This window comes from Flavobacterium selenitireducens (assembly GCF_014748335.1).
GTDB classification, from domain to species: Bacteria; Bacteroidota; Bacteroidia; order Flavobacteriales; family Flavobacteriaceae; genus Flavobacterium; species Flavobacterium selenitireducens.
Genome location: NZ_JAAVIY010000012.1, coordinates 25,365 through 50,729, shown reverse-complemented (window position 1 = coordinate 50,729; position 25,365 = coordinate 25,365). Strand labels below are relative to the sequence as shown.

The window sequence follows — 25,365 nt, the reverse complement described above, 5'->3', positions numbered from 1 at the left end:
TTTGTTTAGTTATCCCGTCAAATTACGAAAATTACTTAGGTTTGCCTAACCAATAAAAAGATATGAAAAAGTACATTTTAGGCGCTTTGATGCTGGCGTCTGCGGCGGGATCGGCTCAAATGAATTACCAGGATTCCAATATGATCGGGATTTTTGGCGGAATCAACCAGACCGATCTCAGCACCAACAATTTCGAAACGAAAGCAGAAACTGGCTGGAATGTCGGTCTTTCCGTGCGCGGCAACTTTTACAACAACTTCGATATGGTGTATGCCATCCAATTCAGCGAGAACAAATTTTCGGTCCCGACGGCCAATCCGTTAACGCTCCAAAACGAGGATGTCGACTACAAAATACAAGGCGTCAAAATATCGCTTATGCCGAGTTACAACATCATTTACAACCACTTGAGTATCGAGGCCGGGCCTGTTTTGCAGGTAAACGGTAAGCTCAAGTACAAGGAAGAATCTGCAGACAACGCCATTATGGAAACTTTGGCGACAGTAAAAGATCTGGAAGACGTCAGCACGTTCAATATCCTCGGCGCTGTCGGAATCACTGCCGGTGTGAGAAATGTCCGTTTAAACGTACAATATCAGTACGGATTCAACAATTTCCTCTCCCAGGTCGAAGAGGAGGGCTTCGGAAAGAAAGTCAAGGGAAATCTTGGTATCTTGTCAGGAAATCTGATTATTTATTTCTGATATGAAACTTCTCCTCTCCATAGCGCTATTGTCGTGCTCGATCGCCGTCGGCCAACAAACGATCTTCAAAAAAGATGGTTCAAAAATGGCAGTTGCCGACCTTAATGTGGTCACGCCCAAAAAGCAAATCACGTTCAAGGCCAATGGAAAGGAAGGCTTGGTCAAGTTTGCCGATGTAGACTCCGTGGTCATTGACCGCAAAGTGCTGAAGCGTTTCGATATCGGTAAAAAGTCGAAATTGTATTATATTTTGGCTAAAGCCGGAAATCGCACATTAGGCGTGATCAGCAGCAAACGCAACCGCGACAGAGGTGGTTTTAGTTCGGTCGTTACGCTTTATGACGTCGTTGTAATAGAGAATGGAAAAGTGCTGAAGCAAATTGGTTTTACCGAAAGCAAAACAGAAGCGGAAGCCAACCGACGCGAAGAATTCTTCAAACTCATCTCGGATTTCTTTCCGGAATGTACGCCTTTGCGTAATAAGGTCGATTTGTTCCGGTCTGAAAACGATCCGACGAACATTATGTTTCTCAAGATTCTCGATGAACCGGAAAAAATCGATTGTAAATAAAAAAAGCTCCAATCAAGGAGCTTTTTCGTTTTTATAGATTGGCGATCGCCCGTTTTATTCTCGAAATTGTTTCTTCCTTTCCGATCAATTCCATGATGTCGAACAAATGCGGGCCTTTTAAAGCGCCTACAAGGCTTAAACGCAGCGGTTGCATGACTTTACCCATTCCGATCTCGTTTTGGGCCATCCAATCCTTTACGATCGTTTCTACGTTTGACGAAGAAAAATCATCTATGTTTTCCAGCAATTGAAACAAATCGCTCATAAGCGCCGGCGTTTCCTCTTTCCAGTTTTTTGCTGCTTTTTCGTCGTAAAGTGTCGGGGCTTCGAAGAAATAATCCGACAATTCCCAGAATTCCGATACGAAATGAGCGCGTTCTTTAATCAATGAAACGATCTTGGCAAGTTTCGATGCATCGATTGAAATTCCTTTTTCAGAAAGGGCAGGAGCGAACAACTGCGACAGTTCCTCGTCTGATTTCGTAATCAGATATTGATGGTTGAACCATTTGTTTTTTTCCGGATCGAATTTCGCCCCGGCTTTATGGACGCGGTTTAAATCGAAACTTTGCGCCAATTCCTCGAGCGAGAATAGTTCTTTTTCCGATCCGTCGTTCCAGCCCAAAAGTGCCAGGAAATTCACGACGGCTTCCGGGAAAAATCCTTTTTCGCGATATCCGGACGAAACGCCTTCTTCGGTCTGCCATTCAAGCGGAAATACCGGAAAGCCCATTTTGTCGCCGTCCCGTTTTGACAATTTTCCGTTTCCGATTGGCTTTAAGATCAACGGCAGATGCGCGAATTCCGGGGCTTCCCATCCGAATGCGCGGTAAAGCAGAACGTGGAGCGGGAGGGAAGGCAGCCATTCTTCACCGCGAATGACGTGAGAGGTTTCCATCAAATGATCATCGACGATATTTGCTAAGTGGTACGTCGGCATCCCGTCGCTTTTGAACAATACTTTGTCGTCGAGCAGGTTCGTATCGAATTTGATTTCACCGCGGATGATGTCCTTCAGATGCAGGACTTCGTCAACCGGCGTCTTGAAACGCACGACATAATCTTCTCCGGACGCGATCCTTTCCAAAACTTTTTCGGCAGAATTTGTCAGGGAATTGTCGAGCTTTTCGCGGTTGTGATGGTTGTAGATAAAGGTTTTGCCGTTGGCTTCGTGATCTTTGCGGTGAGCGTCAAGAGCCTCCGGCGTATCGAACGCGATGTAGGCGTTGCCCGATGCAATCAAACGGTCAGCATACTCCCGGTACATCGTTTCGCGTTCACTTTGTCTGTACGGCCCGAATTTTTCGTTTTTCCCGACGGTTTCGGACGGTGAAATCCCAAGCCATTCCAATGCCTCGAAAATGTATTCCTCGGCTCCGGGAACGAAGCGGTTCTGGTCGGTATCTTCAATCCTGAGATAGAAAACGCCACCGTGTTTCTTGGCGAACAGATAGTTGAAAAGCGCTGTCCTGACGCCGCCTATGTGAAGCGGGCCGGTCGGGCTTGGTGCAAAACGCACGCGAACTGGTCTTGACATTGTTGATTTTTTTGCAAAGATAGGACAAGTCGAAAGTCTAATGTCGAAACTCAAACGAAAATGAGTGGTAACAATTAACGTTTCGTACACAACCAAAATTGTTACTTTTATCGGTTATACAAACTTGTCAACCTTGAAGACGTCCAATCTCATATACGAAAAGCTCGAAGCATTCATCAGGAAATACTACACGAACGAACTCATTCGCGGCAGTTTGTTGTTCGTCGGCCTCGGCTTGCTATATTTCCTGTTCACGCTGTCAGTCGAATACTTTCTGTGGCTCAAACCCAGCGCGCGCTCGTTTTTGTTCTGGCTGTTCATACTTGTGGAACTTTTCCTTATCGGACGTTTTATCCTCTGGCCGATCTCGAAGCTTTTGAAATTGCAGAAAGGAATCGGATACGACGAAGCGTCGAAGATCATCGGAAGCCATTTTTCCGAAGTAAACGACAAGCTGACGAATTTTCTGCAACTTTCCTCAGACCGCAACCAATCGGAATTATTGTTGGCCTCGATAGAGCAAAAGGCAGGCAATCTGCAACCCGTTCCTTTTGGAAATGCGATCAATTTTAAAAAGAACCGAAAGTTTTTACCGCTTGCGATCCTGCCGCTGTTGTTCGTCGCGTTCTTCTATATTTCGGGTAACGATGAGTTCCTTTCCCAAAGCTTGAACCGCGTGGTCAATTACAAGCAGCAATTCCTGCCGCCCGCGCCGTTTCGGTTCGTGCTGCTCAACGATAAACTGCAAACCGAGCAGAATCAGGATTTCGTTCTTCGCATAAAAACTGAAGGCCGGGTCGTTCCTGAGAATGCGATGGTGTTCATAGGCGACGAGAGTTATTTTATGGAGTCCGAAAGGGCAGGGGAGTTTCAATTCAGGATTCCCAAGCCAGGCGCCGATATGACGTTTCATGTGGAGGCGAATACCGTGAGGTCCAACGACTACGAGCTTTCGGTCGTGACGGTTCCCTCTATCGCGAACTTTGAAATGGTTTTGGACTTCCCCGATTATCTCGGAAAAAGGACGGAAGTCATCAAAGGAACCGGTAATGCGATTCTTCCCGAAGGCACGCGCGTTACCTGGAAAATGAGTACGCGGGCGACGCAGAACGTAGATTGGAAAAATGACCAGAATAATTTCCCTTTTGCCAAATCCCAGAATCATTTTACCCTTTCAAAGCAAATTTCACAAAACACAGATTATCAGATACTTACATCTAATAGTAAAGTTGCTAACTATGAAACGTTGAATTATCGGATTTCTGTGATAAAAGATCAGTTTCCGACGATTACCGTTGGCAATGCGCCCGATACTTTGAAGGTCGGCAAGAACTATATCCTGGGACAGGTAGCGGACGATTACGGATTGACGAAATTGCAGGTGGTCTATTATCCAAAAGGAAACCCGGCCGCTGCCAAACGTGGAACAATCGCGGTAAAGCGGGATGTGTTCGACCAGTTTGTATTTGCGTTCCCTTCGACGTTGCCGGTGGACGAAGGTGTTTCGTACGACTATTATTTCGAGGTGTTCGACAACGATGCGCCTCACGGATTCAAGAGTTCGAGGTCGTCAGTTTTTTCCGATAGGATCGCCACCGAACAAGAGAAACAGGACGAGGTTTTGCAACAGCAAAATTCCAACATCAACAGCCTTGAGAAATCGCTCAAGAACCAGGAAAAACAGATGTCCGAGCTTGACAAGCTTCGCAATTCCGGAAAGGAAAAGGACAATCTAGAATTTAAAGACCAACAAAAGGTCAACGATTTTATCAAGCGGCAGAAGCAGCAAGATGAGATGATGAAGGAGTTTTCGAAGAAGCTTGAGGAAAACCTCGACAAATTTCAACCGGACAAAAAAGACGAGTTTAAAGAAGAGCTGCAACGGCGTTTGGACAAGCAGGAGAAGGACCTGGAAAAGAACCAAAAATTGCTCGACGAACTCAAGGAACTCAACGATAAAATCAGCAAAGAGGAATTGTTCGAGAAGATGGATCAGTTCAAGCAAAATGCGAAAAACCAATCGAAGTCTTTGGAGCAATTGGTCGAATTGACAAAGCGCTATTATGTCGAGAAAAAGGCTGAGCAAATTGCCGACAAGCTCGAGAAGCTGGCGGAGAAGCAAGACAAGCTTTCCGAGAACGAACAACAGAACAAGTCCGATAAACAGGAAGAGATCAATAAGGAATTCGATAAGATCCAGGAAGAGAAAGAGCAATTGGAACAAGACAATAAAGAGCTCAAGTCGCCTTTGGATATCCCAAATACGGATAACGATGAGAAAAGTATCGAAGACGACATGAAAAAAGCGTCTGACGAACTGAAAAAAGATAGCCCAAAGGGTGCGAAACCTAAGCAAAAGAGTGCGGCCAAGAAGATGAAGGAAATGGGCAACAACATCATGCAGATGATGGGCGGAGGCGAGATGGAACAGATGGAAGAAGATGTCAAAATGCTGCGTCAGATACTGGATAACTTACTTGCCTTTTCGTTTTCGGAAGAAGACCTGATGAAGGATTTCAAGAACCTGAAGCGAAACGCTCCTTCATACAACAAGAATTTGAAGCTGCAACAAGATTTGAGGCTGCAATTCAAGCACGTTGACGACAGTCTTTTCGCGATGTCGCTGCGCAATCCTAAGATCACTGAGAATGTCACTGCCGAAATCGGTAATGTACATTACAATATCGACAAGTCCCTTGACGCGTTTGTCGAAGCGCAGGTGGCAAAAGGAACGTCCCATCAGCAATACGCGATCGCGGCGGCGAACCGCCTGGCCGATATGCTCAGCGAGGTGATGAACAATATGCAAATGCAAATGCAGATGCCCGGTGCCGGTGGCGGCAAACCTTCGCCTGGCCAGGGACAGGGTATGCAATTGCCGGATATCATTAAAAAGCAGCAGGGTCTTGGCGAAAAAATGAAGGATGGAATGAAAGATGGGAAGAATCCCGGCGACAAGGAAGGGCAAGGGCAGAAACCAGGCGAAAAAGGAAAGGAAGGCCAGCAAGGGCAGGGGAAAGGTGAGAAAGGCAAAGGCAAAGGTAAAGAAGGAAGTGGTGGAAGCGGCAGCGGCCAAGGCGAGGGATCTCAGGGTGACGACGGCGAGGGAGATGCTCGCGAGATCATGGAAATATACAAAGAACAGCGTCAGTTACGGGAGGCACTTCAACGCGAGCTGAACAAACAAGGCTTAGGCGGTCAAGGGCAAAACGCCATGGATCAAATGAAACAGATCGAAAAGCGGTTGCTGAATAAGGGATTCGACAACGAAACCTTGCAGAAGATACTCAACGTAAAATATGAACTTTTGAAACTCGAGAAAGCTGTTCAGCAGCAAGGGGAAGAGAAAAAGCGACAATCTGAAACCAATCGCAAGGAGTTTAATAACCAAAGTAATGCGCTTCCGAAGTCACTTCAGGATTATTTGAACAGCATTGAAATATTAAACAGACAAAGCTTACCTTTGCGCTCCAATTACAACCAGAAGGTTCAAGAATATTTTAAGGGCAATGATAAGCTTTAATTACGAGACGGATTTTGAAATCGAGAATGAAGGCCGCTTTGAAAAGTGGGTGTCGGCCATCATCGAATCGGAAGGTAAGAAAGAGGGTGATATCAACTATATCTTTTGCGACGATGCCTATCTGCTCGACATCAACCAAAAATATCTCAATCACGATAGTTTCACTGACATTATCAGTTTTGATTATACTGTAGGAAACGAATTACACGGCGATATTTTCATTTCCGTGGAACGTGTGCGCGAGAATGCGCTCGATTTTGAAGTAACTTTTGATGCAGAACTTAGGCGCGTAATGGCGCATGGTGTATTACACTATTGTGGTTACAAAGATAAGACTGATTCGGACGAAAGTTTGATGAGGGCGAAGGAAGAAGAAAAGATGGCGATGTTCCACGTGGAACGTTAAACATCCCAATGTTGAGTTTAAAAAGCGCGTTTCACGTGGAACATTATGTTTGAAAACGAGTATGACGTAATTGTGGTCGGAGCTGGCCACGCGGGTTCGGAAGCAGCAGCGGCTGCAGCCAATTTGGGCTGCAAGACGCTTTTGGTTACTATGAGCTTGCAAAATATTGCCCAGATGTCATGTAATCCGGCGATGGGTGGAATTGCAAAAGGCCAGATTGTTCGTGAAATCGATGCGCTCGGCGGTTATTCGGGGATTGTTTCGGATAAAACAGCCATCCAGTTCAAAATGCTGAACAAGTCAAAAGGTCCGGCCATGTGGTCGCCGAGAGTTCAAAGTGACCGGATGCGATTTGCGGAAGAATGGCGACTGATGTTAGAGCGCACTCCAAACTTGGATTTTTATCAAGAAATGGTTCGCGGCCTAATTATCGATCGGGGACGTGTCAGAGGAATACGTACTTCTTTGGGCGTCGAAATCAGGGCAAAAAGCGTTGTTCTCACAAACGGTACGTTTTTGAACGGATTGATTCACATCGGAGAAAAGCAATTCGGTGGAGGCAGGGCTGGAGAAAGTGCTGCATTCGGAATCACCGAAGATCTCGTGAGCGTTGGCTTTGAAGCCGGAAGAATGAAAACCGGAACGCCACCTCGCGTTGACGGACGATCGCTTGACTTTTCGAAAATGAACGAGGAAAAAGGAGATGAAAACCCACAAAAGTTTTCGTATTCCGATCAGACGAAACCGTTAACAAAACAGCGGTCATGTTATATGACGTATACTTCACCGGAAGTGCATGCTATCTTGCGCGATGGATTCGACCGTTCGCCAATGTTCAACGGGCGCATCAAAAGTCTGGGACCACGCTACTGTCCGTCAATAGAAGATAAGATAAACAGGTTTGCCGATAAGGAAAGACATCAGCTCTTCGTCGAGCCAGAAGGCTGGGATACTGTAGAGTTTTACGTAAATGGATTTTCAACCTCTTTGCCAGAAGATATCCAGTACAAAGCGCTTAAATCTGTCGCTGGTTTTGAAAACGTGAAGTTTTTCAGGCCTGGATATGCAATAGAGTATGATTATTTTCCGCCTACACAGCTCAAACATACGCTAGAGACGAAATTGGTTGACGGTTTGTATTTCGCAGGACAAATCAATGGAACAACAGGTTATGAAGAAGCTGCATCCCAAGGTTTAATGGCGGGAATAAACGCGGCTTTGAAAGTTAAGGAACAAGATCCGTTTATTTTGAAACGCGACGAGGCGTATATAGGTGTGCTCATCGACGACTTGATTACGAAGGGAACTGAAGAACCTTATCGGATGTTCACCTCGCGAGCGGAGTATCGAACGCTGTTGCGCCAGGATAATGCAGATTTTAGATTGACGCCAAAATCTCACGCAATTGGTTTAGCTTCGGATGATCGAATGAAGCGAATGCAACATAAATTGGACGAGAGCGAAAAAATGGTCAGTTTTTTTAAGCAGACTAGCTTGTCGGTTGAAGAAGCAAATCCAGTACTGCAAGAAAAAGGAAGCGCACCAATGACGCAGTCTGATAAAATGTTCAAAGTCTTTTCTCGTCCGCAGATCGAGCTTGAGGACGTATTACAGTTTGAAAAGGTGATTGCCTATATCGAGGAACACAATCTCGATATGGAGATTATCGAACAAGCGGAAATTCAGGTAAAATACTCGGGATACATCGAGAAGGAGCGAAATAACGCTGATAAATTGACGCGATTGGAGGATGTCCGGATCCCTGACGACTTTGATTACCAAAAAATCAAGTCGATGTCGATCGAGGCCAAACAGAAATTAAGCGCGATTCGTCCGGTAACTATTTCACAGGCGTCGCGGATCAGTGGAGTTTCTCCTAGCGATATTTCCGTCTTACTTGTGTATATGGGGCGCTAGGTTTCACGTGGAACTAAAGTGGTATCGCCCGTCAATAAAGGGATGCCGTGTTTTTATCGGCAATTTCTGTTTTAAATTATACAATGGATAATTTTAAAAATACGCGTTTTCTAACCGTTAAAGATTATACGGTCTCTAACGAAAATTTTGATTTGATTCGTGACGAAGGTCTCGATATGTTGTTTACGCATCCGAAACCAGAAGGAGAACAACTGGCAGCGTATTACGAAAGTGATGATTATATTTCCCATACGGACGGAAAACGTTCACTTTTTGAACGAGTCTACCAATTTGTCAAGTCAATTGCGTTAAAAAACAAGCTGAGATTGGTTAACCAATTGAAGACGCGCAAAGGCGCAATTCTCGATATAGGTGCCGGGACAGGCGATTTTTTAACGGTGGCGAAATCTGATGGATGGATGGTATCGGCAGTCGAGCCCAGTAAAAAGGCACGCAGCATCGCCGAGTCAAAGGGTATTTTGTTTACTGATACGACCGAAACGTTACCGGAAAGTTCATTCGATGTAATTACGATGTGGCATGTACTTGAACATGTCCCGGATCCTAAGTGGCAATTATCGGAATTGAAACGATTGCTTAAACCCGGCGGAGTAATCGTCATCGCGGTACCGAATCACAAATCTTATGATGCTAAAGTATATGGTGAATTTTGGGCAGCTTACGATGTGCCGCGCCATCTTTGGCACTTCTCCAAGACGGCGATCGACAAACTAGCTGCGTTGGCTAACCTGAAATTGGTGGAAACGCTGCCGATGCCCTTTGACGCTTATTACGTGAGCTTACTATCTGAAAAGTACCGTTCCGGGAGCATGAATCCGATCAAAGCTTTTGCTAACGGCCTGAAATCCAATATAAAAGCTAGGAAATCAGGTGAATTTTCGTCTTTGATTTATATCTTGAGACACGACTAGAAGCTTGTGTTAGTATTATTGGCCTAAAATGGGCTGCAACTTATCTAATTTTTATATTTTTACGCGATTTTAAAAAAAACGAAATACATCTTAAATGAAAAAGACGCTCGCAATATTGTCAATCGCACTTGTCTTCGCTTCTTGCAACAAGCCCGCTGACCAAGCGCAGTTCAAAACGGCATATGTCGATACTGAAAAACTGATGGAAGAATCCACAGAAATGAAGGACCTCACGGCAAAATACAAGGCCAAGGAGCAGGAAATGAGCAAAGGACTTGAAGCCGAGGCAAAGCGTTTCGAGCAGGAGAGAGCTGCGTTCATGGCCAAAGCCGAGCAATTAGGACAGGTTTGGGCCCAGCAGAATAGTGCGCCACTTCAAAGAAAAGCCCAGCAATTGCAGTATGCGCAAGACGAACTATTGAGACGTCTGCAATCTGAAGTTGGAGTTGAACAAGATTCAGCGGTGACCAGGGTTAAGAAATTTCTTAAAGAATATGGCAAGAAAGAAGGCTACGACTACATTTATGGAACAGGCGTGACAGCTTCTGTCCTGTATGCAAAAGAGCAATATGATATTACCACAACCGTTATCAAGGCGTTAAACGAGAATTACGAGAAAAACGGCAAAAAGGAAGCTCCTGCTACCGATCAGGCGAAAGCCGAAGCCAAGCCGGAAGATAAAAAGTAATCTACCGAAGCGAAATCTCTTGAAATGCTTTCCAGATCGGAAGGCATTTTTTTTATTGTTGATAATCAGCTGTGTGCGAAATAAATTGTACTTTTCCGACATCCAATATACGCCGAAATGATAATGTCCGAAGCCGCAAACTACGTCTTGCGATTCATCAACCAGACGAATCGCTCCCTGTTTCTTACCGGAAAGGCCGGAACCGGGAAAACTACCCTTCTTAGAGAAATCATCCGAACGACGCACAAGAATACGGTCGTCGTGGCGCCCACGGGAATTGCTGCGCTCAACGCCGGTGGAGTCACTATCCATTCGATGTTCCAATTGCCGTTCGGTGCTTTTTTGCCAGACCATAGCGCGCCCGTTTTTTCAGATTCGGTCAAATTCGAAACGCGTGAGAGCTTGAGGCGGCATTTCAAGATGAGCGCCATCAAAAGAAGCGTGATCCGCAACATGGAACTGCTGATCATCGACGAGGTAAGTATGCTACGTGCCGACCTTCTTGACGCCGTCGATTTTATGATGCAGTCGGTCCGAAAACGGAGCCAGCCGTTCGGAGGTGTGCAAGTGCTGTTCATTGGCGATCTGTTGCAACTTCCGCCGGTAGTGAAAAACGAGGAATGGGAGACGCTGAGACGCTACTATCGAGGCAAATTCTTTTTTCATTCGCATGTGATCGGCAAACATCCGCCGCTTTATATCGAGCTTACCAGGATTTTCCGTCAAACGGACGACGCGTTTATCGGTATACTGAACAATCTCAGGAACAATATTGTTTCACGTGAAGATGTTTCGGTTTTAAATTCTTATGTCCGGCCAGATTTCAATCTAAGGGAAAACCCTGGGCATATCACACTTACCACGCACAACGCAAAAGCCGATGCGATCAATACCGCGGCGCTCGGATTGTTGAAGGAAAAAACCTACGAATTTAGAGCCGAGATCATCGACGATTTTCCCGAGAAATTGTATCCGATAGACGAGACGCTTCGGCTCAAGGTCGGTGCGCAGATCATGTTCGTCAAAAACGACCTCTCGGTTGACAAACAATATTACAACGGAAAGACGGCGATAGTCGAGGATCTGTCTGAACAGGAAATACGCGTGCGATTCCCGGATGAAGACAAAATAATCGGCGTTGAGCGGTACGAGTGGCAAAATATCCGTTACGTCGTCGATCCTGCCACAAAAGAGATCAAAGAAGAGATTCTCGGGACTTTCGTGCACTATCCGATCAAACTGGCCTGGGCGATCACCGTTCATAAAAGCCAGGGTTTGACGTTCGACAAAGCTGCGCTCGACGTAAGCCAGATTTTTCAGCCAGGTCAAGCCTATGTTGCTTTTTCGCGTCTGCGGTCTTTAAACGGGCTTATTTTGCTTTCTCCGTTGCAAATGAACGGGCTCGAGAACGATCCTGACGTCATGCAATACGCGGAAAATCGTGCGGAATTCGACGTACTGGAGCAATCGCTGGTGCACGAACGCCGCAATTTCGTGCGTAATATCCTCAAAAACAGCTTCGACTGGCAAGATTTGGCGCAACAGTGGCGCAACCACAAGTTCAGTTACGCTACAGAAAGCAGCAAAGGAGAGAAGGGCAAACAAAAAGCCTGGGCGGACGAACAATATCGGAAGTTTGAGAAGCTGCTCGATCCGGCCGCAAAATTCGTGCTTCAACTCGATCGCCTTTTTGATGCGGAAAATCCCGATATGTCGTTTATCGCCGGACGCATCGATGCCGCCATGCAGTATTTTTTCGATCCGATGGATGAACTCGTGGGCGAGCTGTTCCTCAAGATGGAAGAGGTAAGACGCGTCAAAAAAACCAAGGAATTTTACACGGAATTGCTTGAACTCGAAGAAGAACAGACGAAGGCCGTCCTGCAATTGATCCGAACCAAAAAGTTCATGGAGATCGTGGCTTCGGGCGAAGAAGTTTCAAAAGAAAAAATGGCGAATTCGGTTGCCGACAATTACCGCGTGAATAAGATCCTGAAGGTTCGCGAAATCTATTCGGAAAAAAGCGGACAAATTATCGAAGACGATCTCCCCATCGAACGCGCTTCAAGAAAAAGGCAAAAGAAAGAGCCGAAAAAATCAACGGCTGAAGTCACATACGATTTATGGTTAAAGCAGATGACGGTCGCCGACATCGCATCTGAACGGAAACTTACGCCGAATACGATCAATGGTCACTTGGCCAAACTTATCGAAATGGGCAAAGTGGATGTTTCGGACGTACTTCCAAACGATAGGCTCGAAGCGCTTGCAACAATCTTCACAGATTTCAGCCCGACGGATACGCTAGGGGCGTTAAAGGAAAAACACGGAGAGGAATTTACCTGGGACGAACTTCGGTTCTATCGCGCAAAAATGGCGTTTACCCAAGCCAATACACCGCCATCACCGCAGGAATGAAATAGATGCAGATCGTGCGCGCGCCGTCGTAGTCTTTTGCGATGCGTTGGCCGAACAGCAGGAAAATCAAGGTGATGCAGGAGAAAACGGCACCGTAGAATCCGTAATCGCGCTCGCCATTGGTCAGCAGTTGAATGCTTCCGACGACACAAAAAATCCCGGCTGCCAATTCAAGTGCGAGAATCGTAAACAGGGCCAAAGGAACGGTGCTGCGCAAAAACGTCTTGGAGAAATGTTCCTTTAACCAGCCAACGTTGCCCTTCCAGTCGGAAACCTTGTCGTATCCGGACTGTATGAAAGTCACGGCCAGGAAAATCAGGATGAGGATGGATGCGTAGTTCATTGGTTTATTTTTTATGGATGAGGCGCGTGAGTTTTATCGAGAGATCAGTCAGGATGATCTTGGCATTTCCGTTGCGTTCGATGTGGTAAATCGCGTCGGAAAGTTCGGCAAAAATTTCTGAAATATTCTTGTCGTTCACGAAAGGAGCGAAATTCTCCAGCCGAAACTTGTCTACTTTCGGCTCAAAATACACCAAAGGCGTCGCCTGGTAATTAAGCAATAATGCCTGCCGGAAAATGTCGATGCAGAAATTGAGGAATTTTTTTTGTGTTTCCCGGCCAAGTGCGGCAATGGTTTCGCTCCATCCGATCAAATCATTTATAGCGGCAGCATTCCCTTTGGCCCGAAAAGCAGCACGTACCCATTGTACGAACCATTCTTCGAAAGGCGTTTCTTCGCTGTCGTCGTGCAGCAAGTGAAGCGCTTTGTTGAAATTTCCCTGTGCTTGACGGGCTAAACGCAGCGCGTCGCGAGGTACCATGTTTTCCCGGGTTACCAAGGTATCGGCGATGATCTTCTCCGGAATTCCATTGAACTGCAATACCTGGCAACGCGAACGGATCGTTTGCAAAATATCTTCCTCGTTTTCTGAAATCAGGATAAAAACCGTCATCGGTTCGGGTTCCTCGAGCAGTTTGAGGATTTTGTTCGACGCCTCGACGTTGAGTTTGTCGGCCATCCAGATGATCATGATCTTGTAACCGCCTTCAAAAGACTTGAGTGCCAACGCCTTGAGGATTTCCTTTGCGTCCTCGACCCTGATTTCCCCTTGTTTGTTTTTTACGCCTAAAATCTGGTACCAGTCGAAGAGGCTTCCATACGGATTGGTTTTGAGGAATTCACGCCATTCCGTTAGAAAATCAAGGCTTTTGGGCTTTGTCTTGACGTCTTCGGTCGTTACCGTCGGATAGACGAAATGAAGATCGGGATGTGAGAACTGAGCGAATTTCAGGTTGCACGATTCATTGCCTCCGGAATTTTCAGCACCCAAATTGGCGCACAAAATGAATTGCGCATAGGCGATGGCCGCCGCAAGTGTCCCGCAACCTTCCGGTCCGACAAACAGTTGCGCGTGCGGGATACGGCCTGAAGCCGCGCTTTGGATCAAATGATTTTTGAGGTGTTCCTGACCTAAAATTTCCGAAAACTGCATGGGCAAATATAGGGATTTGGCCGTTGTGTAGCTTATCGGACCGGATGGCGCAACCATAAAACACTATTGAGGTATCGCGTTTTAGTTTTAACGAGTATTTTAGTTCAGTTCGAATTTGATTTGCATTTGAAGCTAATTGACTGCCAGAACAGCTTCCGCCAAAAAAACTATATTTGTGCAACTCATACAAATCAATCCATGAAAACACTTGACAATTTCGATTTTAAAGATAAAAAAGCGCTGATCCGTGTAGATTTCAACGTGCCGTTGGACGACGATTTCAACATTACCGACGCTACGCGAATAGAAGCCGCGAAGCCGACGATTGAAAAAGTGCTGTTTGACGGCGGAAGCGTCATTCTGATGTCGCACCTCGGACGTCCTAAAGGAAAAGAGGACAAATATTCGCTTAAGCACATTTTAACCAAAACGTCCGAAACTCTTGGTGTCGATGTGAAATTCGCCGATGATTCCCGCGGTGACGTGGCCAAAAAGGCCGCCGAAGACCTGAAACCGGGTGAAATCCTACTTTTGGAAAACCTAAGGTTCTACAAAGAAGAGGAAGCCGGGGACGAGGATTTCGCAAAAGAATTGGCCTCATTGGGCGACATTTATGTGAACGACGCATTCGGGACGGCTCACCGCGCTCATGCTTCGACTACGATCGTCGCTAAATTTTTCGCTGAAAAGAAATGTTTCGGATACTTATTGGCTAAAGAAATCGAGAGCCTAAACAAAGTTCTCAACGACAGTAAAAAGCCGGTTACGGCCATTTTGGGCGGTTCGAAAGTGTCGACCAAAATCACGGTAATCGAAAATATTCTCGACAAAGTCGACCACATGATTCTCGGCGGAGGCATGACCTATACGTTCATCAAAGCCCAAGGAGGGGAAGTAGGAGATTCGATTTGCGAAACCGATAAGCTCGACCTGGCACTTGAAATCCTCGAGAAGGCGAAGCAAAAAGGTGTGCAGGTCCATATTCCGGTCGATGTTTTGGCTGCGGACGATTTCAACAATGATGCAAAGACGAAGATAGTGGACGTCGATAAAATTCCGCAGGGTTGGCAAGGCTTGGATGCAGGCCGGAAAACACTAGAAAACTTCAAAAAAGTGATCCTGGAGTCAAAAACGATCTTGTGGAATGGGCCGATTGGCGTCTTTGAAATGGAAAATTTTGCCAACGGTACGATCGAACTAGGAAATTATATTGCAGAAGCCACCGAAAATGGAGCATTTTCGCTTGTCGGTGGAGGCGATTCTGTTTCGGCGGTGAAACAATTCGGGCTTGAACCGAAGATGAGCTACGTCTCTACCGGCGGTGGCGCGATGCTGGAAATGCTCGAAGGTCGTACGCTTCCCGGGATTGCGGCAATACTGGAATAACGTTTTAATATTCAAGAAATTCGGCCCTCTCTCGTGAGGGCTTTTTTTGTGCTGAGTTGTTAATAATATTGATGCAGATGTTAAAAAATATACTTTAAGATTCAATTTAAAGTTATAGGATTAGCGAATTTTGTTATAGTATTAGTATGTTTGCAAATCTCAAAAAGTTGAAAAATAGCTTTTTGGCACGTTCTGTGTAAACAGGCGAGACAAAATTTTCAGAAAAATTAATCACGAATTGAAAGCCGAAGGAGCTGTAGGATTTCCCGTTCCAAAGGCATAAAAACGTAGAGAATGAATTTAAGAAATGCCACACTTTCTTTAGTGTTTCTCGCTTCGGCACAAGCCATCGCGCAAGATGTCGCCCAAAGCGAAACAGCAGTAAAACCTGAGATTAAACTATCTTACCTCGATTCCATCAAATCCACGTTCGTTTACGACAACATGGCGGCCTGCGTAGACAGCCTTTGGATGAAGGAACTCACGAATCCGGATATTTTCAACGACCTATCGGCCGACATCCGCAACATCGACCTCGACAAAAAAGTCGATTATAACGAAGGATGGTCGACGGAGCTTTTCAAACAGCGCCTGGCCGAAATGGATTCGAAATCCCCGTTTAACATCGAATACAATCCAGGACTTGAGAACCTGACAAAGAATTTCCTCAAAAACCGAAAGCGTTCGTATGAGCGTTTGATGGCGATTTCGGAATATTATTTCCCGATGTTCGAAGAGGCTTTGGCCAAGTACAATGTTCCGTTGGAAATCAAATATCTCGCTATCGTCGAATCGGCGTTGAACCCGAAAGCGGTTTCGCGCGTTGGTGCAACCGGGCTTTGGCAATTTATGTATCAAACCGGAAAGCAGTACAATCTCAAAATCGATTCGTATGTCGATGAGCGCAGTGATGTGTTGAAAGCAAGCGAGGCTGCGGCTCAGTACATGGCGAACATGTACCGTATTTTCGGCGATTGGGATTTGGTCCTCGCGTCTTACAATTCCGGTCCAGGAAATGTTGCAAAGGCGATTCGTCGCTCTGGCGGAAAACAGAATTACTGGAACATCCGCAAACATTTGCCGCAGGAAACGGCCGGTTACGTTCCCGCTTTCCTTGCCACGATGTACATTTACGAATACCACAAAGAGCACGGAATCGTCCCGAACCGCGCTCTAGTGAAGCATTTTGAAACCGACACCGTCATGGTGCGCAAGCAATTGTCGTTCAAACAGCTTTCGGATTTGCTCGATATTCCGGTTGCCCAACTTCAGTTGTTGAATCCTTCATACAAGCTCAACACCATTCCTGCTTACCACGACAAGGCGCATTACCTGAGATTGCCAAACGATAAAATGGCGATTTTCACGTCCAACGAACAGAAAATTTATGCTTACGCCGAACACGAAGGCGCGAGAAGAGAGCGTCCGTACAGTTCGATAGCGTCGGCTTTGGCGTTGAAAGATTCCAGTCGCTCGGGCAATAGAACCAGCGAAGACGGATACGTCACCAAAACACGCGTCCGTTATCACAAAGTAAGAAAAGGGGACAGCCTTGGCGAGATTTCGGATAAATACGGCGTTTCTATCGCGAGCATCAAACGTTCGAACGGATTGCGCAAAAGTGTAGCGCCGCTTGGGAGAACGTTGAAGATCGTCACGACGGAAAGCATTGCGGTCAACTCTAAAAAGGAAAAGACAGATCCGAAACCGGAAACGATCGTGGCATCGGTGGCGAAAAAGCCTGATTCCGCGGCAGTAGCTTCGGCTTCAAAAGTCATCACGGGATCTGATAATCCACAGTTCTATGTGGTGGAAAAAGGCGACAACATTGCTGCGATTGCGCGTAAGTTCAACGTATCGGTGGAGGATATCAAGAAATGGAACAACATCCAGGACAATACCGTGAGGCTCGAATCGAAGCTTAAGGTTTCGGACATCGCAGCTGCGGATGAGCAAGTGGCTAAAGCGGACGAACCTAAGTTCAAGAACGAGGAGTACGTCGTGGTTCGTGGCGACAACCTGAGTACGATCGCCAAACGCAACAATATCGCGCTCGAAGATTTGAAAGCGTGGAACAATATTACCGATAACAATGTGATGATAGGCACGAAACTTATCGTCGGAAAAACCGAGATCACCCAAGACATCGCGGCGGTTGAGAAAGCTTCCAAGAAAGAGAAACACATTGCTGCAAAAGGCCTTGATGCGCATTACTATGTGAAAAAAGGGGATTCGCTTTTCAGCATTGCCAAGAAATATCCGGGCGTGAGCGTTTCAGACATCAAGAAATGGAACGGCATCAGCGGCAATAACCTCAAGCCGGGCATGAAGCTCAAGATTAGCGGCTGACGAAAAAATATTGATTACTTTTAGGGCTTTATTCAGGACATGGACAAAGCCCTTTTTTTATTGCTGATTTTACCGATCGCGCTTGTAAGTTGCGGCAGGAAAAGGGAAGTCGTGCCTGAAAAAATCAGCTATAACCAGATTTCACTTATCATAGACGATGTCTTGTGGAACGGGGAAATCGGGGATTCGCTAAGAAACAAATTCGCTTCGCCCGTGTTGGGATTGCCACAGGAAGAGCCGCTGTTTACGATCAACCAATATCCGGTGAAATTACTGGAAGGCTACACGACGGACAGTCGCAATATCATCGTGGTCAAAAAAACCGACCGGACAAGTTTTGAAATACGCCAGGATCAGTTCATGAAACCGCAAAATGTAGTCTACATCAACGGTAGGAGCACTGCGGACATCATCGGGTTGATACAGGAAAATGCGTCCGAAATCATCAAACGCATACGGGCGACGGAGATCCGTCAGGCGCAACTTCACCTTCGGAAATCACTGGAAAGCGACAAAGCTGTCGAGCAAAAGTTCAACGTTGCGATGGATATTCCGCCAGATTACCGCCTGGTGCTGAAACGGCGAAGATTTTTATGGTTCAAGAAGGAAATCGTAAGCGGAAGCACGAGTATCATCGTTTACCAAATTCCGGAAAAATTGATGGGCAGCCCGAATGTGGAGAAAATCGTGGGGATGCGCGATTCCATCGGGAAACGCTATATCCACGGAACCAAGCCTCGTGCCGACATGATGACTGAAAATTCCTATACGCCTTATTTCACGCCTGTCGCCATCGACGGCCATCGCGCTTTTGAAACCCGCGGCACCTGGCAACTCAACAATGATTTTATGTCCGGGCCTTTTATCAACTATTGCATCTACGACGCCAAACGCCATGTTTACATTGTGGCTGAAGGCTTTTGTTACGCGCCATCACGCGAAAAGCGGGAACTTATGTTCGAGTTGGAAGCCATCCTGAAAACTTTGCGCTTTTCATCTAATAAATAAAAAATGGGTATAGAATTCAAAATAAAGCGATTTGAGGCACTTTCGGCCTCCGAACTCTACCGAATCCTGCAGTTGCGGTCTGAAGTCTTTGTGGTGGAGCAAAATTGCGTCTACCAGGACATTGATGGCAAAGACGAGAAAGCGGTACATTTGTTTGGGGAGTCAGATGGTGAAATCGTGGCGTATGCTCGACTTTTCGACAAAGGGGACTATTTTGATGAAACGTCGATTGGGCGCGTGGTGGTGTCCCCAAATTCACGCGACAAAAAATACGGTCACGAACTCATGCGCGAGGCGATCCAGTCGATCGAGCGGCTTTTCGGTCAAACCGAGATCGTGATTTCCGCTCAATTGTACTTGCAGCGTTTTTATGAATCCCACGGTTTCGTTACCGAGGGCATAACGTACCTCGAGGATGAGATTCCGCACATCAGGATGAAAAAAGCGTAAAATCAGATTTTGGTGATGACCAGTTCGACGCGACGGTCGTATTCGAATTCCTTGCCGAGCGGGACCTTATTCCCGTAGCCTTTGAACGTCATACGCTCTTTCGGAATTTTCTTAAACGCGAGATATTTGTAGACGGCCTCCGCACGGTTGGTGGAAAGCTTGCGTTTTTTGGTCGCGAGATCGATCGCCTCGTTTTGGTAAGGCGGAACGCAACACACATGACCCTGAACTTCAAAGTTGAGGTTCTTGTATTTGTGCAGGATCTTGGCCAACTGGTCCAATTGTGTTTTCGCCTTGAACGTCAATTTACTGCTGCCGCGCTCGAACAAGAGGTTCTCGAGATAAATATGATCGCCGATCACGGGATTTTTCGGGATCGACGTGTACATTCCCGGCATCTGGATTTTCGGCAACGGACGCAGGTTAAGCACGACATCGACACGTCGGTTTTTCGAGCGTTTTTCAGGAATCTTCTCAGGTTCGATATCGTCCTCGATCATGATTTTGCCCTTGCCTTCAATCGTCACGATGACTTTGCTTTTGATTCCGGCGGCCACAATGCGTTTCTGGACTTCGCTTGCGCGTTGGTTCGAGAGCTTGGTGTTGTAGGCGTCTTTGCCGCGATCGTCGGTATATCCGAAAATTTCTATCGATTCTATCCTGCTGGAATCGGCTTTCTTGATAAAATCGACAACCTCCTGACCTTGTCCTGGGTCGAGGGCAAACTTATCGAATTGGAAATAAACCGATTGTACGACGTTTTCCTGGGCGCTCGCAATTGCGAACAGGAACATTAGCGGCAAAAGGAATTTGATGCGCATCTAGATCTTGAGTATCTTGTTGTATTCAGCCGGAGCGTTGAGGATCGAAACGGCTTTTTTGATTTCGGAATTGTTCTTCGTGTAAAATTGGTACAAACCTTCTTTGTACTGATAGCGCTTTATGGCCTCGTCCCGTATGAGATCCTTGATTTCTTTTTGGTTCTGCGTGATCTGGGCGTCCTCACTTCTTTGCAGCGCCGTCAAAAGCGACTGGTATTCGGTTGTGATGGCGGCATCGACCTTTTCTTTTTTGGCGGCCTCCAGTGTTTTTTTAAGCGCTAGTTCCGTATCGGTATCGAAAGCGAAATTCGTGCGCTTGAGGAACGATTTGAATTCGGTAAAATCGGCGTCTGAAATCGACGGAATCGTTTTGTCGTTGCCCGGATGCTTGTAATAATATTCGGTTACGTAGTTGAAAATGCCGTCGTTGCGGACCAAAGCGTCAGAAATTGGGCTGGTTTTGGTTTCGGACAGTTCTACGTCCGGCATAATCCCGCCACCGTCGAAAACCGTGCGTCCCTTGCGCGTTTTGAAGGCGTTGTATTTCGCAGCTTCCGTGCGGATGGCTTTTCCGTCCTTATCACGATGTGCATAATCCAATGCCTGGATGCATCGGCCAGAAGGCGTGTAATAACGCGAAATCGTAATCTTCAACTGAGTTCCGTAAGTCAGATCGATCGGACGTTGTACAAGACCTTTTCCGAAACTCCTGCTTCCCACGATCACCGCACGATCGAGATCCTGCAACGCGCCGGCGACGATTTCTGAGGCCGAAGCCGATTTTCCGTCGACGAGAATGACGAGCGGAATTTCCGGATCTATCGGATCCCGCATGGTTTTGTACGTATTGTTGTGTTTCTCCAGCTTGGATTTCGTCGTGACGATGACTTCACCTTTCTGGACAAAAAGGTTGCAGATATTGACCGCTTCGGCCAAAAGCCCGCCGGGATTTCCCCTCAAATCGAGCACGATGCGTTCGGCGCCGTCGCGTTTGAGTTGTTCCAAGGCTTCTTTGGTTTCGAGAGAGGCGCGTTTGTTGAATTGCGCCAACACGATATAGCCGGTTTTCTCGTCGATTTTAGAAAAGAACGGAACGGCTTTGAGTTCCACTTCGTCGAGCACGAGTTGCGTGGTCATGACCTTTCCCTGACGTTTGTACTTGAGGTCGATCTTGGTGTTTTTGGAACCCTTGAGCAGTTGGCCCGCATCTTCCTTAAAATCGATAAGGTTCACATCGCCGATTTGTATGATCTCGTCTCCGGCTTTCAACCCGGCTTTGTCTGCCGGGTAATTCTTATAAGGTTCTTTAACGATGAGCACGCCATCCTTTCGCGTGAGCAATGCGCCGATTCCTGTGTATTCGCCTGTATTGTTGATTTTGAATTTGACGACATCGGCTTCGTTGAAATAAACCGTGTACGGATCGAGATCGGACAGCATGTTTTTGATCGCATGGTCCATCAATTGGCCCGGATTCGTCTCGTCTACGTAATTTTCGTTGACGGCTTTGAACAATTCCGTGAAAATCTCGATTTGCTTGGCGACTTCGAAAAAGTCTTCCCTGAAGCTCGCGCCGACGAATAAAAGTCCGGCTCCGACTGCGGGAAGAACATATCTTTTTTTGAGGAAAGTGTACATGGTTCTATTCTTTTCAATCTTCTCCAATCAGTTGCGGAAGAATACAATGAGGGCGACTAAAATAATAATAAAAGGCCACACTTTTCAACGCCGTGTCAACAAATCGCATCGCTTATTCCGGTTTGGGAATTTCGCGCACATTGAACTTCTCGAAAAGAGCGATGGTCTTGGTTTGGATTTGGTTCGACGTAAGCCGTTCCGACGATTGATAAAGCAGCATAAAAGCGTGAGGCGTCTCAAGATTTGCGAGCAAAATATGCTTGTTCAAACGATATGCTTCGCGCAGGCAACGCTTGAAATAATTGCGATCATGGGCCTTTTTGAAATTGCGCTTTGACACCGACACGCCCATTTGGATTAGCCCGGTTTCAGAAATATTTTCTATGTAAACCAGGCGCAAAGGATATTTCGAGACGGATTTCCCTTCGGTAAACAGGCGCTCAATGGTTTTTCGGCTCTTTAGCTTTTCAGATTTTGGATACGTTAACGCCATCTGGCAAAAGTACGAAGTCTGCCGAAACTGGAATCCACAAGATTTTAGGGAATATTCCACAACCCTTTCTACATTTTCTACACATTAGTGAGAATTATAATTGAAAAGCAAGTCCTGGTATGAATCAGGTAAATGTTTGATTGTTAGATATTTGACAAGTCAAGGACAGTCCGATTGATGTCATTTGATAAATCGGCACCGTAGTTGCGAATTAGTATGCAACAACAACATAACTAAAAATTGAGTCATGAAAAAATTACTTTTTTGCGCAATGCTTCTAACGGGAGCCTTCGCATCGGCACAAACCGACAAGAAAGCCACTAAAACTGAGACAACTACAACAACCACAACCCCTGAAGCGAAAAAGGAGGAAAAGAAGGAAGTAAAGACCGCAACGTCTACTACCACCACTGCAACTCCTGCTTCACCGTCCACACAAACTCCTGCCACTAGCCCAACCAAACTTGAGGCAACGACTACCGAGAAAAAGGCACAACCGGCTTCAACGAAATAAGGAATGTGTGACAACCAATTTTTGAGAAAAATGCCCTTCTGAAATGCAACGATCTAAGGGCATTTTCTTGAAATGAAAATTGTGTAATTATCGATTAAAATGCTGAAACGCAAACCATAAGTCGAATTATTAACTTTACATCATAGAAATTGGTTAACGAATTAAGCAATATCCGCAGGTTGAAGAAACAACTGCTGGAAAAAAGCGGATAACTACTACAACTCAACACAACAACACAAGCCCTGAGATCAAATTTCAGGCACATTTCAGGGAAAAGCCAGATTTTAGGCGTACCTGAATAAAGAAACCCTTCCAGAATTTAACTTGGAAGGGTTTTTAGTTTTTGGAAACCGTCTCGGCAATAATATAACAAATTGTGGAATTTCACTTTCATCGTTGTCAGACAGAGAGCATTACCGTGAATGAATATTACTGAGAATGCACGGCTGTAAGACATAACAGATTTTCCAAAATCTGTTATGTCTACAAAGTTAGATCAAGGCTGCAACATATAATTACAGTTTTTCTGCCGTTTTTGTTAAAACGAACGAATAACCAAATAACACGATTCCATACAATCAGCCATCTGTGCAAGCCAGGCTTTCTACTTTTTCCAGGAGTTATTTTCGGGCTTGACGTCGGCCATCAACCCGCTGGGATCGATCAAAATGGCTCTGACCTTACCGGATTTAGTCGGAATTTTAAACTCAAACGTTGGAAACGCCCATGCCCAATCGGATAAAACAGTGCGTTTCATTTCAGGGTAAGGATTCGGTTTTTCAAAAAGCATCATACGCAACGGAACGTAAAAATATTCCTTTGTGCCATTTTCATATTCGACGATGAGGTCGATCGGCATCGGCATACGTCCGATTCTTTCAAGCGTTACGGTCGTTTCGTTCGCGCCTTCGCTTACCGATTTGATTCCGTAGTCAATCGTATTGGTGGTTTGCGTCCAATCGACGAGATACCAATCGAGAACGGCTCCGGATTCTTTCTCCACAGATCGTTTGATGTCGTTAGGCGTCGGGTGCTTGAATTTAAAATCGGAATAATAACGCTTCAACGCTTTGAACAAAGCCTCTTTCCCGACCACATAGACAAGCTGGGACAGGAAAACTTCCCCTTTGCTGTAAGACGATATGCTGTAGACGCGGTTTTGGTCGAAGCGGTCGGCGTGTGTAGACTGCGGCAGTTCCAATCCGCTGTTGACCATTGAAAAGTAGCCGCGATAGGCGCTTCCCCAAGGGTTCTTTGCCTTAGCTTCGGCAATCTCGTTGAGGCCGTAATCTTCAAGGAAAGAGGTGAAACCTTCATCCATCCAACCGTGTTTGCTTTCATTTGAGGCCAGAACGTGCTGGAACCACGAATGCGCCATTTCATGAGCCGTGACGCCAAGCAGGCCGTCGTATTTTCCGGTTCCGAGAATAAGCGTACACATGGCATATTCCATTCCGCCGTCTCCACCTTGAATCACTGAATATTGTTTGTACGGATAATTTCCGACGGTAGTGTTGTAAATCTCCATCAGCTTGGCCGTATCCGGCTGCAATTTTTTCCAGTTGTCGTTGATCGCGGGATTGTCTAGCCATAGGAAGTGGAGTTTCACGCCGTTCGGGCCCTCGTAAATGTCGTGGTTGTAGTCAGGATCGGCGGCCCACGTGAAATCGTGAACCATAGGCGCTTTGAAATGCCAGGTCAGCGTTTTTGCTTTTTTCGGATGTTCGACTTTTACGCCTTTATCCTCATATCCATGACCAATTTCGTTCGGATTCTGCAAATAACCGGTTCCGCCAAGTACATAATTTTTGTCGATCGTGATCTTCACGTCGAAATCGCCCCAAACGCCATGAAATTCCCGTCCGATATAAGGATCGGTGTGCCAGCCTTCAAAGTCGTATTCGGCCAGTTTCGGATACCATTGCGACATCGAAAGGTCTACACCCTCGGAATTGTTGCGGCCGGATCGCCTGATTTGCACCGGAACCTGTCCTTCGAAATCGAGTGAAAACGTAGCTTTGGAATGGGGTAAAATCGGTCGGGCGAGCTTGACCTCGAGGATCGTCCCGACAACTTTTGTGTCCGCGGAAGCGCCGTCCTGCTTGAAGTTATTGATCTTAAGATAACCGATTTCGTCCGGTTTCAGCGCTGCGATCCGACTTTTTACGACATCTTTTCCGTCGGCGCCTTTGGTTTTGGTGATCATCCGTCCGTCAGGATCCTTGATCGATTGTATTCTAGCATCCATCTCGCTTCCCGGCTGGAAAGCGTTGTTGTACAAATGGTAAAACACACGTCTCAACGTATCCGGGGAATTGTTCGTATACTCAAGCTTTTGCATGCCTTTGTATTTGTACGTTTTTACGTCCATTGACACCTCCATTTTGTAGTCGACGTGTTGTTGCCAGTAACCATTTTGCGCTTGTGCCGCCACGCAGCCGAACAACGCGAGTAGGAAAAATCTTTTCATCTGATAAAAATAGGCATAAAAAAACGGAAGGGTCGCTTCCGTTT

General features: G+C 46.2%; 20 protein-coding genes. 13 read left to right on the top strand and 7 right to left on the bottom strand.

What is annotated here, in order from left to right; genetic code table 11:
* Window positions 1-62 precede the first annotated feature (62 nt).
* Together HC229_RS14660 and HC229_RS14655 are read left to right on the top strand one after the other, a co-directional pair.
* Window positions 63-704 carry an outer membrane beta-barrel protein gene (locus HC229_RS14660; protein ID WP_191021255.1) on the top strand — a complete coding sequence of 214 codons (642 nt, stop codon included), beginning with the start codon at window positions 63-65 and terminating at the stop codon, window positions 702-704.
* 1 nt (window position 705) lies between these two features.
* The gene (locus tag HC229_RS14655; RefSeq protein ID WP_191021254.1) at window positions 706-1,275 is read left to right on the top strand and encodes a hypothetical protein; all 570 of its coding nucleotides are present in this window, start codon (window positions 706-708) and stop codon (window positions 1,273-1,275) included.
* Between the two features lie 31 nt (window positions 1,276-1,306).
* Here HC229_RS14655 and gltX read toward each other — a convergent pair whose 3' ends face one another.
* Window positions 1,307-2,812 (bottom strand): glutamate--tRNA ligase, encoded by a 1,506-nt coding sequence (gene gltX / locus HC229_RS14650; RefSeq protein WP_191021253.1) that lies wholly within the window; start codon window positions 2,810-2,812, stop codon window positions 1,307-1,309.
* 133 nt (window positions 2,813-2,945) lie between these two features.
* On the opposite strand from gltX, the gene HC229_RS14645 reads away from it, so the two are divergent.
* The 6 genes from HC229_RS14645 to HC229_RS14620 all read left to right on the top strand — a co-directional run bounded on the left by HC229_RS14645 (window position 2,946) and on the right by HC229_RS14620 (window position 12,696).
* Window positions 2,946-6,335 carry a DUF4175 family protein gene (locus HC229_RS14645; RefSeq protein ID WP_191021252.1) on the top strand — a complete coding sequence of 1,130 codons (3,390 nt, stop codon included), beginning with the start codon at window positions 2,946-2,948 and terminating at the stop codon, window positions 6,333-6,335.
* A complete protein-coding gene (ybeY, locus tag HC229_RS14640) occupies window positions 6,322-6,741 on the top strand; it encodes an rRNA maturation RNase YbeY (protein WP_191021251.1) in 420 nt (139 codons plus the stop codon). The genes HC229_RS14645 and ybeY overlap by 14 nt, the downstream gene beginning before the upstream one ends.
* Before the next feature lie 45 nt (window positions 6,742-6,786).
* Complete coding sequence (mnmG, locus tag HC229_RS14635; protein WP_191021250.1) at window positions 6,787-8,658, top strand: tRNA uridine-5-carboxymethylaminomethyl(34) synthesis enzyme MnmG; 1,872 nt, start codon at window positions 6,787-6,789, stop codon at window positions 8,656-8,658.
* An 83-nt stretch (window positions 8,659-8,741) separates the two neighbouring features.
* The gene (locus HC229_RS14630; protein ID WP_191021249.1) at window positions 8,742-9,590 is read left to right on the top strand and encodes a class I SAM-dependent methyltransferase; all 849 of its coding nucleotides are present in this window, start codon (window positions 8,742-8,744) and stop codon (window positions 9,588-9,590) included.
* Window positions 9,591-9,684: 94 nt separating this feature from the next.
* A complete protein-coding gene (locus HC229_RS14625) occupies window positions 9,685-10,278 on the top strand; it encodes an OmpH family outer membrane protein (protein ID WP_191021248.1) in 594 nt (197 codons plus the stop codon).
* A 123-nt stretch (window positions 10,279-10,401) separates the two neighbouring features.
* Entirely contained in the window at window positions 10,402-12,696 is a 2,295-nt protein-coding gene (locus tag HC229_RS14620; protein ID WP_223845628.1) for a helix-turn-helix domain-containing protein, read from the top strand.
* On the opposite strand, the gene HC229_RS14615 is transcribed toward HC229_RS14620, so the two are convergent.
* On the bottom strand, window positions 12,659-13,039 hold the full coding sequence (locus tag HC229_RS14615; protein ID WP_191021246.1) for a DoxX family membrane protein: 381 nt from the start codon (window positions 13,037-13,039) through the stop codon (window positions 12,659-12,661). The two genes, HC229_RS14620 and HC229_RS14615, sit on opposite strands and share 38 nt — an antisense overlap.
* Window positions 13,040-13,043: 4 nt before the next feature.
* Window positions 13,044-14,192, bottom strand: a complete 1,149-nt coding sequence (locus tag HC229_RS14610) for a DNA polymerase III subunit (RefSeq protein WP_191021279.1) — start codon at window positions 14,190-14,192, stop codon at window positions 13,044-13,046.
* Between the two features lie 198 nt (window positions 14,193-14,390).
* On the opposite strand from HC229_RS14610, the gene HC229_RS14605 reads away from it, so the two are divergent.
* From HC229_RS14605 to HC229_RS14590, 4 genes are all read left to right on the top strand, one after another.
* Window positions 14,391-15,578 (top strand): phosphoglycerate kinase, encoded by a 1,188-nt coding sequence (locus HC229_RS14605; RefSeq protein ID WP_191021245.1) that lies wholly within the window; start codon window positions 14,391-14,393, stop codon window positions 15,576-15,578.
* Window positions 15,579-15,872: 294 nt separating this feature from the next.
* The gene (locus HC229_RS14600) at window positions 15,873-17,927 is read left to right on the top strand and encodes a LysM peptidoglycan-binding domain-containing protein (protein WP_191021244.1); all 2,055 of its coding nucleotides are present in this window, start codon (window positions 15,873-15,875) and stop codon (window positions 17,925-17,927) included.
* Window positions 17,928-17,966: 39 nt separating this feature from the next.
* The gene (locus HC229_RS14595) at window positions 17,967-18,935 is read left to right on the top strand and encodes a DUF4837 family protein (RefSeq protein WP_191021243.1); all 969 of its coding nucleotides are present in this window, start codon (window positions 17,967-17,969) and stop codon (window positions 18,933-18,935) included.
* Window positions 18,936-18,938: 3 nt separating this feature from the next.
* On the top strand, window positions 18,939-19,385 hold the full coding sequence (locus tag HC229_RS14590; RefSeq protein WP_191021242.1) for a GNAT family N-acetyltransferase: 447 nt from the start codon (window positions 18,939-18,941) through the stop codon (window positions 19,383-19,385).
* Window positions 19,386-19,387: 2 nt separating this feature from the next.
* Here the strand turns inward: HC229_RS14590 and HC229_RS14585 are convergent, their stop codons facing one another.
* The 3 genes from HC229_RS14585 to rnpA all read right to left on the bottom strand — a co-directional run bounded on the left by HC229_RS14585 (window position 19,388) and on the right by rnpA (window position 22,337).
* Complete coding sequence (locus HC229_RS14585; RefSeq protein WP_191021241.1) at window positions 19,388-20,206, bottom strand: OmpA family protein; 819 nt, start codon at window positions 20,204-20,206, stop codon at window positions 19,388-19,390.
* Window positions 20,207-21,844: a S41 family peptidase gene (locus HC229_RS14580; RefSeq protein ID WP_191021240.1), complete on the bottom strand. Its 1,638-nt coding sequence runs from the start codon at window positions 21,842-21,844 to the stop codon at window positions 20,207-20,209.
* A 112-nt stretch (window positions 21,845-21,956) separates the two neighbouring features.
* Window positions 21,957-22,337, bottom strand: a complete 381-nt coding sequence (gene rnpA / locus HC229_RS14575) for a ribonuclease P protein component (protein WP_191021239.1) — start codon at window positions 22,335-22,337, stop codon at window positions 21,957-21,959.
* Window positions 22,338-22,584: 247 nt separating this feature from the next.
* Between rnpA and HC229_RS14570 the strand changes: the two genes are divergently transcribed.
* Window positions 22,585-22,851, top strand: coding sequence for a hypothetical protein (locus HC229_RS14570; protein ID WP_191021238.1), 267 nt, complete (start codon window positions 22,585-22,587; stop codon window positions 22,849-22,851).
* Window positions 22,852-23,455: 604 nt separating this feature from the next.
* On the opposite strand, the gene HC229_RS14565 is transcribed toward HC229_RS14570, so the two are convergent.
* Entirely contained in the window at window positions 23,456-25,321 is a 1,866-nt protein-coding gene (locus HC229_RS14565) for a M1 family metallopeptidase (RefSeq protein WP_191021237.1), read from the bottom strand.
* Between the last annotated feature and the right edge of the window lie 44 nt (window positions 25,322-25,365).

Excerpts from the sequence above, each read along its gene's own strand:
- HC229_RS14660 (WP_191021255.1), top strand. The coding sequence starts at position 63 with ATGAAAAAGTACATTTTAGGCGCTTTGATGCTGGCGTCTGCGGCGGGA.
- HC229_RS14655 (WP_191021254.1), top strand. The coding sequence starts at position 706 with ATGAAACTTCTCCTCTCCATAGCGCTATTGTCGTGCTCGATCGCCGTC.
- gltX (WP_191021253.1), bottom strand. The coding sequence starts at position 2,812 with ATGTCAAGACCAGTTCGCGTGCGTTTTGCACCAAGCCCGACCGGCCCG.
- ybeY (WP_191021251.1), top strand. The coding sequence starts at position 6,322 with ATGATAAGCTTTAATTACGAGACGGATTTTGAAATCGAGAATGAAGGC.
- mnmG (WP_191021250.1), top strand. The coding sequence starts at position 6,787 with ATGTTTGAAAACGAGTATGACGTAATTGTGGTCGGAGCTGGCCACGCG.
- HC229_RS14630 (WP_191021249.1), top strand. The coding sequence starts at position 8,742 with ATGGATAATTTTAAAAATACGCGTTTTCTAACCGTTAAAGATTATACG.
- HC229_RS14625 (WP_191021248.1), top strand. The coding sequence starts at position 9,685 with ATGAAAAAGACGCTCGCAATATTGTCAATCGCACTTGTCTTCGCTTCT.
- HC229_RS14620 (WP_223845628.1), top strand. The coding sequence starts at position 10,402 with ATGTCCGAAGCCGCAAACTACGTCTTGCGATTCATCAACCAGACGAAT.
- HC229_RS14615 (WP_191021246.1), bottom strand. The coding sequence starts at position 13,039 with ATGAACTACGCATCCATCCTCATCCTGATTTTCCTGGCCGTGACTTTC.
- HC229_RS14610 (WP_191021279.1), bottom strand. The coding sequence starts at position 14,192 with ATGCAGTTTTCGGAAATTTTAGGTCAGGAACACCTCAAAAATCATTTG.
- HC229_RS14605 (WP_191021245.1), top strand. The coding sequence starts at position 14,391 with ATGAAAACACTTGACAATTTCGATTTTAAAGATAAAAAAGCGCTGATC.
- HC229_RS14600 (WP_191021244.1), top strand. The coding sequence starts at position 15,873 with ATGAATTTAAGAAATGCCACACTTTCTTTAGTGTTTCTCGCTTCGGCA.
- HC229_RS14595 (WP_191021243.1), top strand. The coding sequence starts at position 17,967 with ATGGACAAAGCCCTTTTTTTATTGCTGATTTTACCGATCGCGCTTGTA.
- HC229_RS14590 (WP_191021242.1), top strand. The coding sequence starts at position 18,939 with ATGGGTATAGAATTCAAAATAAAGCGATTTGAGGCACTTTCGGCCTCC.
- HC229_RS14585 (WP_191021241.1), bottom strand. The coding sequence starts at position 20,206 with ATGCGCATCAAATTCCTTTTGCCGCTAATGTTCCTGTTCGCAATTGCG.
- HC229_RS14580 (WP_191021240.1), bottom strand. The coding sequence starts at position 21,844 with ATGTACACTTTCCTCAAAAAAAGATATGTTCTTCCCGCAGTCGGAGCC.
- rnpA (WP_191021239.1), bottom strand. The coding sequence starts at position 22,337 with ATGGCGTTAACGTATCCAAAATCTGAAAAGCTAAAGAGCCGAAAAACC.
- HC229_RS14570 (WP_191021238.1), top strand. The coding sequence starts at position 22,585 with ATGAAAAAATTACTTTTTTGCGCAATGCTTCTAACGGGAGCCTTCGCA.
- HC229_RS14565 (WP_191021237.1), bottom strand. The coding sequence starts at position 25,321 with ATGAAAAGATTTTTCCTACTCGCGTTGTTCGGCTGCGTGGCGGCACAA.